Genomic DNA, 13055 nt, shown 5'->3' with positions numbered 1-13055 from the left:
ACGTAGCAGCGTTGTCTGTTTTTTGTTTTGGACGACGGAAGATACGTGGGTACTGGGGGGGGCTAGTCCTGAAACAGGGGTAAACCTGTTTCAGGACTAGACATCACTACTTTGGCGTTGTAACGGGTTTAGCGGGCTCACCCGGTTTCGGTGCCGGGTCATCAAACAGGTTCAGACGCTCACGCAGTTCATGAGCCGGCAGAGGCTCCTTGTCCGCCGGCAATGCATTCGGGTCGACCGGTGCAGCCGGTGCGGCTCCCGGAGCAGCCGAACCTTGCGGCGCATCAACAGCAGGCTCCGCACCTTGCGATCCTTCGATTGCACGCTGGGCTTTCTTCGTCAGCACCACGATGTCGATGCGACGGTTGACCGGATTGAACGGATGCTCGCGATCGAACAGGGCCGACGAGGCATAACCGACCACCCGCGCCACCTGTGCCTCCGGATAACTGCCCGCCACCAGCGCACGCCGTGCGGCGTTGGCACGGTTGGCCGAAAGCTCCCAGTTACCGAAATCACCGGTGCCGGTGTATGGCTTGGCATCGGTGTGGCCGCTGATGCTGATCTTGTTCGGAACCGCCTTGATGGTGTCGGCCATGGCCAGCAGGATGTCTTCGAAATACGGCTTCAAGCGAGCCGAGCCTGAATCGAACATCGGGCGGTTTTCCGCGTCCATGATCTGGATACGCAGGCCGTCCGGCGTGATTTCGAACAGGATCTGGTCCTTGAACTTCTGCATCTGCGGGTTTTCTTCGACCTTGTTCTGCAATTCTTGCAGCAACAGTTCGAGGCGCTCTTTTTCGACCTGCTCGGCCATGCCTTCGACCTGGTCGGTATCGATAGTGACCTTGTCCGGCTGTGGCTGGGACTTGACCTCGGGGTTGAGGGTGTTTTCCGGCGCCATGGTCGGCGTACCACCCAGATCGATGATGTACGGCGTGCCGCTTTCGGAAAAGCCGATCGGGTCCTTGAAGTAACCGGCGATGGCGATCTTCTGTTCCGGCGTGGCGGTGGACAGCAGCCACAACACCAGGAAGAACGCCATCATCGCCGTGGCAAAGTCGGCGAAGGCGATTTTCCACGCGCCCCCGTGGTGCCCGCCGGCAATGCGCTTGACGCGCTTGATAATGATCGGCTGATTGTTTTCCATAACTTAACGACCGCGAACCGCTTGTTCCAGCTCGGCGAAGCTTGGACGGTGCGCCGGGTACAGAACCTTGCGCCCGAACTCCACGGCCAGCGATGGCGGCATGCCGGAAGCCGAAGCCACCAGCGAGGCCTTGATGGCTTCGTAGACGTTCAGCTCTTCCTTGGCATCGTGGGCCAGGGAATGGGCCAGCGGGCCGAAGAAGCCGTAGGCGGCGAGAATACCGAAGAAGGTACCCACCAGTGCCGCACCCACGTGCAGGCCGATGGACTTCTGGTCGCCTTCACCCAGCGAAGCCATGGTTACCACGATACCCAATACCGCCGCGACGATACCGAAACCGGGCATGGCGTCGGCGATGCCGTTGACGGCGTGGGATGGGTGTTCCAGGTCTTCCTTGAGGCTGAACAGTTCCATGTCGAACAGGCCTTCCAGCTCGTGGGGAGCCATGTTGCCGGAAGACATGATGCGCAGGTAATCGCAGATGAACGCGGTCATGCGCTCGTCCTTGAGAACGGTCGGGTACTTGGCGAAGATCGGGCTCGCGGCGGCATCTTCGATGTCGCCTTCGATGGCCATCATGCCTTCGCGGCGGCTCTTGTTGAGGATCTCGTAGATCAGGCCCAGCACTTCAAGGTAGAAGCCGTGGTTGAAACGCGAACTGAACATGCTCAGGGACTTCTTGAGCACGTGCATGGTCATGTAGCCGGGGTTGGCCTGCAGGAAAGCGCCGAGGGCCGCGCCGCCGATGATCATGACCTCGAAAGGCTGGATCAGGGCGGCAATCTTGCCGTGGGAAAGCACGTATCCGCCGAGCACGCTCGCGAATACGACGATGATGCCGATAATTTTAGCCATAGGTTAGGAGAGCACTTACTGAGTCGGGTTCAAGGTCATATTCGGAAGTTAAAAAATCTCTTCTTCTACTTATCGGCAAAACTGCGCCAGACTATAGCCAGTTCAGGCGAAAAGCTAATTTGACCCCTTCCGGGTCCAGGTAATGTTGACGATGATCGCCTCCCACCATGGTTAACGAAACGAACGTTCCAACCCCGAAACCGACCACTCTCGAAGGCTGGGTCAAGCTGCTCGATGGCGTGCGCCTGCCGGTTCCGCAAGCCAGTCACAACCGGGTCTGCAAGGCCATCGGCGACAACCGCAGCTCGCTGCGCGATATCGCCGACCTCATGCAAGGCAGCCCGGCACTGGCCTTGAGCGTGATTCGCGAAGCCAACCGGCATACCCATGGCGGCATGATCGAGCCTGCGGAAAACCTCGAGATTGCGATCAATCGCCTCGGCCTGAAGCGCACCGAAGAACTGCTCGCGCGGTTGCCCGTCGAACCCCAGTCCGAGATCCCCAAAGCCCTGCGTCAGTTGCAGATGATCAGCCAGCACGCCACGCAACAGGCCAACGGCTTTTTTGCCAGTCGCCTGGCGCGCCTGTGGCAGGACATCCATTGGGGCAGCCTGCTGTTTCTTTCGCCCCTGTGGCCGCTGGCGCTGACCCATCCGAAACTGCTCGAAGACTGGGAGCTGCGGGTCATCCATAAAGGCGAGTCGGCACGCAAAGTCGAGCAACAACTGTTTGGCGTACGCCTGCTGGACATCGGTCAGGCGCTGGTAGAGAACTGGCGCTTGCCGATCTGGGTGCAGCAGGGCTATCGCCTGCTGCTCACCGAACAGCGGGAACTGGTGAAGGTCCTGCGCATCGCCCGTGACAGCGAGCATCCACTGCGTCAGCAGAACCGCCTCGATGACGATCCGACCCTGCGCCGCTGGCTCAATCAACCGGCCAATACGGTGCTGCTGGCCAACGGGCTGGCACTGTCGGCGCAACACGCCTGGGACAGCCCCCACAGTGAGCGCTGGCAGTACCTGACCTGCCTTTACCTGCAAATGCCGATGGACGAGCTGCAGCAACAACTGCACCAGCAAGCCGCCAACAGCGCACGCCATCACGCCATGCCCGATCTCTGGCACCCCGCCGAATCGCTGATCTGGCCGTGGGGCATGAACCGCGTCCACGCAGGCTTACTGCCAGCAGCGGCACCCACCGCCGAAGACCTGGCGAAGTGGCGCAAGCAATGTGCCGAATTGCTGGTCGAGCCGAGTCGCTTCACCAACGCCATGCACTTGACCATCGCCGCCCGGGACGCCCTCGTGGCCTGCGGCATGCGTCGGGTGATGATCCTGATGGCCGACCGCACCCACACCAACCTGCGTGTGCACCAGACGGCCGGCCTGCCGAAGGAGGCTGCCGGGTTGAACTTCGTGGTCAGCCAGAGCAACGTGTTGCAACGCCTGCTTGCGCAGCAGGCCCAGGTGCGCCTGACGCCAGCCAACAACGTGCAATTCTCGGCCCTGCTACCCAACAACCTGCGCTCGCAGTTCAGCGGCGAACACCTGCTGCTGCGTTCGCTGGTCAACAATGGCCGGGTGATCATGATCGTCGTGGCGGATCAAGGCGGCGGGCCGTTTTCGGAAATCTCCGTACAGGCCTTCGGTAAAACCGCGCAATGCATCGAAAAAGCCCTGCACAGCTTTAGCCACCGTGGCCAATAAGCTGCGTTACAATCCTCCCTTTTGTGCTCTGGAGACCTCACATGTCTGACTTCTCTGGCTTGCCGCTGGTGATCGAGCCGAGCGACTTGCTCCCTCGCCTCGACGCCCGCGAACTGATTCTGGTGGACTTGACCAGTCCCGCCCGCTACGCCGAAGGGCACATTCCCGGGGCGCGCTTTGTCGATCCGAAGCGCACGCAGCTCGGCCAGGCCCCCGCCCCGGGACTGATGCCCCCGCAGGCAGCACTCGAAACGCTGTTTGGTGAACTGGGACACAATCCCGATGCGGTCTACGTGGTGTATGACGACGAAGGCGGCGGCTGGGCCGGGCGCTTCATCTGGCTGCTGGATGTCATCGGCCACGGCAAGTACCACTATGTCGACGGCGGCCTGACGGCCTGGCTGACGGAAGGCTTGCCCATGTCGATCCAGATCCCGCCACCCGTGGGCGGCCCGGTTCCACTGACCTTGCACGACGAACCCACCGCCACTCGCGAATACCTGCAAAGCCGTCTCGGTGCCGCCGATCTGGCGATCTGGGATGCACGCGGACCGCTGGAGTTTTCCGGCGAGAAAGTCCTGGCAGCCAAGGGCGGACACATTCCCGGCGCGGTCAATTTCGAATGGACCGCCGGCATGGATAAGGCACGCCAGTTGCGCATCCGCACCGACATGCCGCAGATCCTCGAACAACTCGGGATCAGCAAAGACAAAGAAGTGATTACCCACTGCCAGACCCACCATCGTTCTGGCTTCACCTATCTGGTGGCCAAGGCTCTCGGTTATCCGCGGGTCAAAGGCTACGCCGGCTCCTGGGGCGAATGGGGCAACCATCCCGATACCCCGGTAGACATTTAAGATTTTTAAGGACCGTTAATGAACAAGCGTCTGTTTCTCCTCGGCCAGTACCTGCTGCCCCACAACTTGCTCTCGCGACTGGCCGGCTGCATCGCCGAATGCCGCGTGCGCTGGTTCAAGAATGCCTTTACCGCCTGGTTCGCCAAGCGCTATCAGGTGGACATGTCCCAGGCGCTGGTCGAAGACCTGACCGCCTACGAGCACTTCAATGCGTTCTTCACCCGCGCGCTGAAAGACGGTGCCCGCCCGCTGGACGAGACTCCGGGCGCGATCCTCAGCCCGGCCGACGGCGCGATCAGCCAGCTTGGCCCGATCGAACACGGTCGTGTGTTCCAGGCCAAGGGCCACAGCTTCAGCGTGCTGGAACTGTTGGGTGGCGATGCGGCAAACGCTGCGCCGTTCATGGGTGGCGACTTCGCGACCATCTACCTGTCGCCGAAGGACTACCACCGCGTGCACATGCCACTGGCCGGCACCCTGCGCGAGATGGTCTACATCCCGGGTCGCCTGTTCTCGGTCAACCAGACAACCGCTGAAAACGTTCCGGAACTGTTCGCCCGCAACGAGCGCGTGGCGTGCATATTCGACACCGAGCGCGGACCGATGGCCGTGGTGCTGGTGGGCGCGATGATCGTTGCGTCGATTGAAACCGTTTGGGCCGGTCTGGTCACGCCGCCGAAACGCGAGCTGAAAACCTTCCGCTACGACGAAGCCGCACGTGCGCCGATCCACTTGGAAAAAGGTGCGGAACTGGGTCGCTTCAAGCTGGGTTCGACCGCCGTCGTGCTGTTCGGGCCGGATCAGGTTAAGTGGGCTGAAGAAATGACCGCCGGTACAGCGGTGCAGATGGGTCAGGGCATGGGCTCACCAAAAGCCTGACCTGTAGGAGCGAGCTTGCTCGCGATGAACGGCGAGGCGACGCGGGCATTCAGATTGCCCGCGTCATCGTTAACGCCCATCGCGAGCAAGCTCGCTCCTACAGTAGTTTGCGGTGTTAGAGCTGTCCGTCGCGATCGCGGAAACCCAGCAGATACAGCACGCCATCCAGCCCCAGGGTCGAGATCGCTTGCTTGGCCGACTGCTTGACCAGCGGCTTGGCGCGGAACGCCACACCCAACCCGGCAATCGCCAGCATCGGCAGATCGTTGGCACCGTCACCGACCGCAATGGTCTGCTCCAGGCGCAAGCCTTCCTTGTGTGCCAGTTCCTTCAGCAAGTCCGCCTTGCGCTGCGCATCGACAATCGGCTCTATCGCCACGCCGGTGACTTTGCCGTCGACCACTTCCAGTTCGTTGGCGAACACATAGTCGATACCCAGCTTCGCCTGCAATTGCTTGGCGAAGTAAGTGAAGCCGCCCGACAGAATCGCGGTCTTGTAGCCCAGTCGCTTGAGTTCAGCGAACAGGGTTTCGGCGCCTTCGGTCAGGCGCAGCGAGGCGCCGATGGAGTCCAGCACATTGACGTCCAGGCCTTTGAGCAAGGCCAGGCGCTCCTTGAAGCTGGCGCGGAAGTCCAGTTCGCCGGCCATTGCCCGTTCAGTGATTTCCGAGACCTTGTCGCCGACACCCGCCGCTTTGGCCAGTTCATCGATGACTTCGGCTTCGATCAGGGTCGAATCCATGTCGAACACCGCCAGACGACGGTTGCGACGGAACAGCGAATCTTCCTGGAAGGCGATGTCGACGTTCAGTTCCTGGGCAACGCTGAGGAATTCGGCACGCAGCGCCTGCGGATCAGCCGCTTCGCCACGCACGGAAAACTCGATGCAGCCCTTGCCCTTGTCGGCCGGAGTGTCCAGCGGCATGCGCCCGGACAGACGATCGATATGGTCGATGTTCAGGCCATATTTGGCGGTGATCGAGCTCACGGCCTGCAACTGCCCGGCTGTCACCTTGCGGGTCAACAGGGTCACGATGTGGCGTTTTTTGCCCTGGTTGCCGACCCACTGCTGGTAATCCACTTCGGACACTGGCGTGAAACGCACCTGTTGATCGAGCTCGTACCCCTTGAACAGGATGTCCTTGAGCACGGACTTGCCTTGCTCGGTGTCGGGAATTTCAACCAGGATGCCGAACGACAAGGTGTCGTGGATCACCGCCTGACCGATGTCGAGAATGTTCACACCACCCTGGGCCAGAACGCCGGTAATGGCCGCAGTCAGACCCGGACGGTCGACTCCCGTGATGTTTATCAGGACGATTTCGCGCAAGGCGCACCCCCGCAGGTGGAAAAAAACCGCATTCTACCCACTTTCAGTGACCATCGGGCACCGTGAGCGCTTTGACGGTCTAGGGCCTGTCGCTATACTGCGCGTCAACTCCACGGACAAAAGAGCCGAGCTCAAGTGAACCGGCCTACGCCAGTAAAAACCGATAACTTCTTCCTGCTGATCTTCCGGGCACTGCGCCACCGCCGTGTACCGATTGCATTGCGCATCGCCAGCCATAACGTGATTCTGGTCGCCCTGGCCCTGGTCATCTATGCCGGTGTGATGGGCCTGCAGTTCAAGCAGGCCATGCACGAGCAGGCGGATGCGCTGGGCGAAAGCCTGACTACGCAGACGGCCACCTCGGCCACCGAGCTGTTGGTGTCCAACGACATCCTCAGCCTCAATGTGCTGCTCAATAACCTGACCAAGAACAAACTGGTGGCCCACGCCGCCATCTACAGCCCGGACAACCGCATCCTCGCCGAATCCGGCCAGCGTCCCAAGCATGGCCTGCTGGGCGAAGCCGAGGGCATGTACCAGAGCAAAATCACCTTCCAGGACGTGACTGCCGGGCAATTGCGCATCAGCCTGGACATGGACCAGTTCCAGCAGCCGATGACCATCAGCCTGCAAAGCATGGGCATTCTGAGCGCCATCCTGCTGGCCCTGTCCCTGGCCCTGAGCCTGCGCATGGGGCGTTATCTCTCAACGCCGCTGCTGCAATTGCGGGTGTGGCTGCGCAACATCGACGAATACACCCCGGGCACCGACCGCCAGGACGAAATCGGCGACCTGGCGCGCCAGCTGCACGCCAACTTCGCCCCGGAGCCCGCCCCTGTGCCGGAACCGGAACCGGAATTCGACGACGTCGATGACGAGGCCGACCCGGCCTTCGAAGTCCGTAACCTGCGCGACCCGAGTTTCGACGAGAGCCGCCCGGTAGCGGCGCTCAAGCCAGCGCCACGGCAGATCGTCAGCACTGTTGAAGACGACGATGATGAAGACCCGTTCGCCGATCTGCGCGACGAGTCGCTGGACAGCCCTCCACAACCGGTGATTCGCAAGGCCACGCCGAGCGTGCCGCAACACAGCGCGGTGCTGGCGGTGCAACTGGGTTCCCAGGAGCAACTGCGACGCCTGCCGCGTGCGCGACTTGAAGAGCTGCTCGAACGCTATCGCGATTGCCTCGACCAGGCCGCTTCGCTGTATCAAGGCGAAGTGGAGACCTTGAACGATGGCAGCACGTTGATGCTGTTCCACACCGAAGACAGCGGCGACGATTACCTGACCAACGCCATCTGCTGTGGCGAGCTGCTGCGGGCTCTAGGCCACCAGTTGCAGATCGAAGTCGCGGACAGCGGCATTACCCTGCAGTTGCAGCTGGGCCTGACCCTGGGCGACGAACTGTTCGGCCTGAGCCAGATCGACCTGCTGCTGACCGACCCCGCCCAGGACGCCCTGGCACTGTCACAACACAGCCGCAACCTGCTGCTGGTGGAGCGCAAGATCAGTGACGACGCGTTGATCCGTCAGCGTGCACGGATCCGCCCGATTGCCAGCCCTGAAGGTGCATGCTGCGTGGAGCGGTTGATGGAGCCGTATCCGTCGATGCTCGAGCGGCAACTGGCGCGGATGCACGAGCGCCGCGCTTAAGCCGCAGGCCCCGATCTGAAGAAGCCCGCAGATGAGCGATCGTCTGCGGGCTTTTTTGTGGCCTGTTCTGGCCTCATCGCGAGCAAGCTCGCTCCCACAGGGGATCGTCAGTGCCCCCCCCCCTCCTGTGGGCTGTCCGGATCAATTGTGGGAGATTCTATGGTTGAGGGAAAGTCCTCAACTGGCTTTTGGCTGATATTCGCTTTGCCCTTTCAGCAAGGCGAATACCACCCGAGCAAGCTTGCGAGCCAGCATCACTAGCGCCTGAGTGGTGCTGAACCCCCGAGTTCTTTGTTCTTCGTAATACCCTTTCCAGGCTTTCGTACGGCTAGCCGACATCGCTGCATTGTGCAGAAGTCGGCGGGCCTCGGGGTCACCGCGCTTGCTCAAACTGCGGCGAGCGTCCTTCTGTCCTGATTTCGCCACCCGTAAATCCATGCCCAAGAAGGCGATAAATGCATCCGCGTTTCTAAAATCTCCTCGCTGAAATGCGGTTATCAAGCGGGCCCCAGTCAAAAATCCAATACCCTCAACTTTCAGGCAGCGCTTCAATTGACCGAGCAAACCGGCCTCTTTGAGCTGATCGTTGATCGTCTTTTCGATCAGCGTCTCAAGCTGCTGCATGGACTTCACTTGCTCGGCAAAAGCCGCCTTGAGCAGCGGCTCATTCGACCAGCTCTGCACCAGGCCGACCCTGGCCTGGACCAAGGCTGCGCGACGGCGGAAAAGGCTCAGGAGCTGGCGGTACAGCGGTGAGGGCGGGGTCCAGGGACGCAACTCCTCGGCCTCGTTCTTCAGGTAACGAGCCAGCAGCTTGGCATCCAGTGCGTCGGTTTTGGCGCGGATCTTCACGCCTTCGCGATAATGTTTGAGTTCATAGCCTCCCACCATGTAAATCGTGCAACCGGCCTCATAGGCCAGATCAGCGAAGTCCAGGTGGTAGATGTTGGTCGCCTCAATGGCAATGGCCACCGTTCCCGACAACGCCTTCAGCCACTGTTTGATGGATGTCTTGGTGTTGGGAATCTCTTGAAGCGAATCACCATCATACTGATAAATCACCAGCTCATTTTTGGCGACATCCACACCCACGATCGGTTTTGATAGAGAGACCGGCATTGCCACAGGATTTCCTCCGGGATAAGGTTTGAGCACTTGAAGGGCTCACCCAGAGGCGCAGGCTTGTTCCTATCGTCGGTCTAGCCAGATGCATTCTTTATCGGCGCTTGGGTGAAAGGAGGAGGGGCGAAATCTCCCACGGTCTGTACTGCGCTAACAGTCAGAATCGAGCCTTGTCCCTCCTCCTCCCTTCAAGTCCTACCATACAAGCGAGCCTGCTCGCGATGAGGCCGGAACAGGCGCTAAAGATCTCCAGCCCGCAGAAACAACAAAGCCCGCATCAATGCGGGCTTTGTTTCAAATCCATCCAGGGTCAGAAGCGGAACACTTCCATATCCGTACGAATAGGCGCGGCCATCGGGATCTTCGGCTGCTTTTCCTGCTCCACCGCAGGTGCTGGCGCCTTGGCTGCCGGTTTGCGCGGAACTTCGGCGATCGGCGGCTGATTGGCCAGGGGCTTGAGCGCCACCGACAGTTGTTCGGCCAGTCGTTGCAACAACACACCCTGTGCCTGGACCTGCGCCGCCGTGGTACCGGCATGCTGTTCCTGCAAATGGATGATGCGGTTGTCGCGGACCTGCCCGCGACGGTCGATCAGGCGCCATTGCGCGTCGAGGATCGCCGGTTGTTTTTCACCCGAGTCCAGGCGCGTGATGGTCAGCAGTACCTGAACATCCGGCGTGAAGCCCACTGTCGCCGGGGCCAGCACTACGCGCTGGCTGTCCAGGCGACCTGCGACCTGACGCAGCAGCAGCTGATCGATATCCGACGAAAGGCTGCCAGCCCAACGACCGTCAGTCGAGGCCTGCAGGCTGCCATCAGGCTGACGCTGCAACAGGGTCTCACGTTGCAGGTAGTCGGCCACGGTGACCGGCCCCAACAATACCGCCATGCCCGCGTTCTGTGCGGGCTGAACCGGACTACCAGCGTCCAGCTGATACAACGACACCGGCTGGTGAACGCTGCAACCCGCCAGGCCAAGAACGCCGACGAGCAAAAGAATAAAAGGAAGGCGCAGAGCAGTCATCGTCCCATCCAGGTGATCGCAAAAAGGCTGATCACAGTAAAAATACTCAATAAATATGAAGAACGCGCGGCAGTGCCGGCGCTTGAAAGGCCATATCATCCGTGAATATGCGTTCCGACTCCAGCGCAAAGCGCCGAACTACGGGTTAAATCGTAGATCGGCGCCTCAAACTCGCGTTCTTCGGTCAACTGAACGCAGTAGCGCTCAGTTGACCGGGCTTTCGACGAGCAGTGCATCTACCCGCTGGAAACCACGCGGCAATTTGTTACCACGACGACCACGCTCACCCTTGTAGTGCTCAAGATCGTCCGCTTTCAGTGACAAAGTACGTTTTCCGGCCTGCAACACCAGTGTTGCACCGTCCGGCAATACGGCGATGTCCGTCACATACTCTTCACGACTGGCCACTCGCTCACCGGGAATCCCGATGATCTTATTGCCTTTGCCTTTACCTAATTGTGGCAGGTCGCTGATTTTGAAGATCAGCAGGCGACCTTCGGTCGTCACCGACGCCAGCCAGTTCTGCTCACGATCGGCCACAGGGCGCGGCAGCATGACCTTGGCGTTGTTCGGCAGGCTCAGCAGGGCCTTGCCCGCCTTGTTCTTGGCCTGCAGGTCTTCTCCCTTGACCACGAAACCGTAGCCGGCGTCGGAAGCGATCACGTACAGCGCATCGTCTTCGGGCATCAGCACGCATTCGAAACTCGCCCCTGGCGGCGGCGTCAGGCGACCGGTCAGTGGCTCGCCCTGGCCACGGGCCGACGGCAAGGTGTGGGCGGCCACCGAATAACTGCGACCGGTGGAGTCGATAAACACCGCAAACTGGTTGGAGCGCCCGGCTGCCAGCGCCTTGAAACCGTCCCCGGCCTTGTAGGAAAGCCCGGTGGCGTCGATTTCGTGGCCTTTGGCGGAGCGAATCCAGCCTTTTTCCGACAGCACCACCGTCACTTTCTCGTTCGGCAGCAGATCGTGCTCGGTCAGGGCCTTGGCTTCGGCGCGCTCGACGATAGGCGACCGGCGGTCATCCCCGTAGGTTTCAGCGTCCTTGATCAGTTCGCTGCGCACCAGTTTTTTCAACTTGGTTTCGCTGCTCAGCAGAGCTTGCAGCTTGGCTTGTTCCTTGAGCAGTTCATCCTGCTCGGCACGCAGCTTCATCTCTTCCAGTCGCGCCAACTGACGCAGACGGGTGTCGAGGATGTAGTCGGCCTGGATTTCGCTGAGGGCGAAACGCTCGATCAACGCGGCTTTCGGATGCTCCTCGGTACGGATGATGTGGATCACTTCATCCAGGTTGAGGTAGGCAATCAACAAACCGTCCAACAGGTGCAGGCGACGCTCGACCTTGTCGAGGCGGAATTGCAGGCGACGACGCACGGTCTGCACCCGGAACTCCAGCCATTCGACCAGCAGCGCCCGCAGGTTTTTCAACTGCGGCTTGCCGTCCAGGCCGATGATATTGATGTTGACCCGGTAGCTCGACTCCAGCTCGGTGCTGGCGAACAGGTGCTGCATCAGGGCATCGTGGTCGAAGTTTTTCCGCGCCCCCGGAATGATCACGATCCGGCACGGGTTTTCGTGGTCGGATTCGTCACGCAGGTCGGCAATTTGCGGCGCCTTGGACGGCTTGGCCTGCATCATCGCGGCGATCTGCTCCAGCACCTTGGCGCCCGAGACCTGATGCGGCAGCGCGGTGACGATGATGTCGCCGTCTTCGATGTGATACACGGCGCGCATGCGCACCGAACCGCGACCGGTTTCGTAGATTTTCAGCAGGTCGGCGCGCGGGGTGATGATTTCCGCTTCGGTCGGGTAGTCCGGGCCCTGGATGTGCTCACAGAGCTGTTCGACCGTGGCCTTGGGCTCGTCGAGCAAACGCACGCACGCCGTGGCGACTTCCCGCAGGTTGTGCGGCGGAACGTCGGTGGCCATGCCCACGGCGATACCGGTGGTGCCGTTGAGCAGGATATTCGGCAAACGTGCCGGCAACACCAGCGGTTCGTCGAGGGTACCGTCGAAGTTCGGGCCCCAATCCGCCGTGCCCTGGCCCAGCTCGCTGAGCAGCACTTCGGAATAACGCGACAGCCGCGCTTCGGTGTAACGCATGGCGGCGAAGGACTTGGGATCATCCGGCGCACCCCAGTTGCCCTGGCCGTCGACCAGCGTGTAGCGATAGCTGAACGGCTGGGCCATCAGCACCATGGCTTCGTAGCAGGCCGAATCGCCGTGGGGGTGGAACTTACCGAGCACGTCACCGACGGTACGCGCCGATTTCTTGTGCTTGGAATCGGCGTCCAGCCCCAACTCGCTCATCGCATAAATAATGCGGCGCTGTACCGGTTTCAGGCCGTCGCCGATATGCGGCAGGGCACGGTCCATGATCACGTACATGGAGTAGTTGAGGTAGGCATTTTCGGTGAAGTCAGCCAGTGACCGGCGTTCTACACCGTCCAGGCTGAGATCAAGGGAGTCGCTCATGCGG

Annotated in this window: 10 protein-coding genes; 4 read left to right on the top strand and 6 right to left on the bottom strand. The window is 60.8% G+C overall.

Annotated features, from left to right (window positions below; all coding sequences use genetic code 11):
• Window positions 1–106 precede the first annotated feature (106 nt).
• Both motB and motA read right to left on the bottom strand, forming a co-directional pair.
• Window positions 107–1150, bottom strand: coding sequence for a flagellar motor protein MotB (gene motB, locus AC3ITA_RS02410; RefSeq protein WP_150672376.1), 1044 nt, complete (start codon window positions 1148–1150; stop codon window positions 107–109).
• A gap of 3 nt (window positions 1151–1153) precedes the next feature.
• Window positions 1154–2005 carry a flagellar motor stator protein MotA gene (gene motA, locus AC3ITA_RS02405; RefSeq protein WP_008048039.1) on the bottom strand — a complete coding sequence of 284 codons (852 nt, stop codon included), beginning with the start codon at window positions 2003–2005 and terminating at the stop codon, window positions 1154–1156.
• 167 nt (window positions 2006–2172) lie between these two features.
• On the opposite strand from motA, the gene AC3ITA_RS02400 reads away from it, so the two are divergent.
• Genes AC3ITA_RS02400 through asd form a run of 3 tightly spaced genes read left to right on the top strand, consistent with a single transcriptional unit; the run spans window position 2173 to window position 5447 of the window.
• Entirely contained in the window at window positions 2173–3711 is a 1539-nt protein-coding gene (locus tag AC3ITA_RS02400; protein ID WP_150672375.1) for an HDOD domain-containing protein, read from the top strand.
• Between the two features lie 41 nt (window positions 3712–3752).
• The gene (locus AC3ITA_RS02395; protein WP_150672374.1) at window positions 3753–4568 is read left to right on the top strand and encodes a rhodanese-like domain-containing protein; all 816 of its coding nucleotides are present in this window, start codon (window positions 3753–3755) and stop codon (window positions 4566–4568) included.
• An 18-nt stretch (window positions 4569–4586) separates the two neighbouring features.
• Window positions 4587–5447, top strand: coding sequence for an archaetidylserine decarboxylase (gene asd, locus AC3ITA_RS02390; protein WP_008048034.1), 861 nt, complete (start codon window positions 4587–4589; stop codon window positions 5445–5447).
• A gap of 115 nt (window positions 5448–5562) precedes the next feature.
• Here the strand turns inward: asd and serB are convergent, their stop codons facing one another.
• The gene (serB, locus tag AC3ITA_RS02385; protein ID WP_095943182.1) at window positions 5563–6777 is read right to left on the bottom strand and encodes a phosphoserine phosphatase SerB; all 1215 of its coding nucleotides are present in this window, start codon (window positions 6775–6777) and stop codon (window positions 5563–5565) included.
• A gap of 135 nt (window positions 6778–6912) precedes the next feature.
• On the opposite strand from serB, the gene AC3ITA_RS02380 reads away from it, so the two are divergent.
• Window positions 6913–8430 carry an AhpA/YtjB family protein gene (locus AC3ITA_RS02380; RefSeq protein ID WP_095943183.1) on the top strand — a complete coding sequence of 506 codons (1518 nt, stop codon included), beginning with the start codon at window positions 6913–6915 and terminating at the stop codon, window positions 8428–8430.
• A gap of 177 nt (window positions 8431–8607) precedes the next feature.
• On the opposite strand, the gene AC3ITA_RS02375 is transcribed toward AC3ITA_RS02380, so the two are convergent.
• The 3 genes from AC3ITA_RS02375 to parC all read right to left on the bottom strand — a co-directional run bounded on the left by AC3ITA_RS02375 (window position 8608) and on the right by parC (window position 13051).
• Entirely contained in the window at window positions 8608–9549 is a 942-nt protein-coding gene (locus tag AC3ITA_RS02375; protein ID WP_150674322.1) for an IS110 family transposase, read from the bottom strand.
• Window positions 9550–9862: 313 nt separating this feature from the next.
• Complete coding sequence (locus tag AC3ITA_RS02370) at window positions 9863–10576, bottom strand: PqiC family protein (protein ID WP_095943184.1); 714 nt, start codon at window positions 10574–10576, stop codon at window positions 9863–9865.
• A 204-nt stretch (window positions 10577–10780) separates the two neighbouring features.
• Window positions 10781–13051 (bottom strand): DNA topoisomerase IV subunit A, encoded by a 2271-nt coding sequence (parC, locus tag AC3ITA_RS02365; protein WP_095943185.1) that lies wholly within the window; start codon window positions 13049–13051, stop codon window positions 10781–10783.
• Window positions 13052–13055: the final 4 nt, after the last annotated feature.

Source organism: Pseudomonas sp. GL_090 (assembly GCF_057837765.1).
Note: the sequence above shows the minus strand (reverse complement) of the source record. Positions and strands in the feature narration are given on the sequence as shown.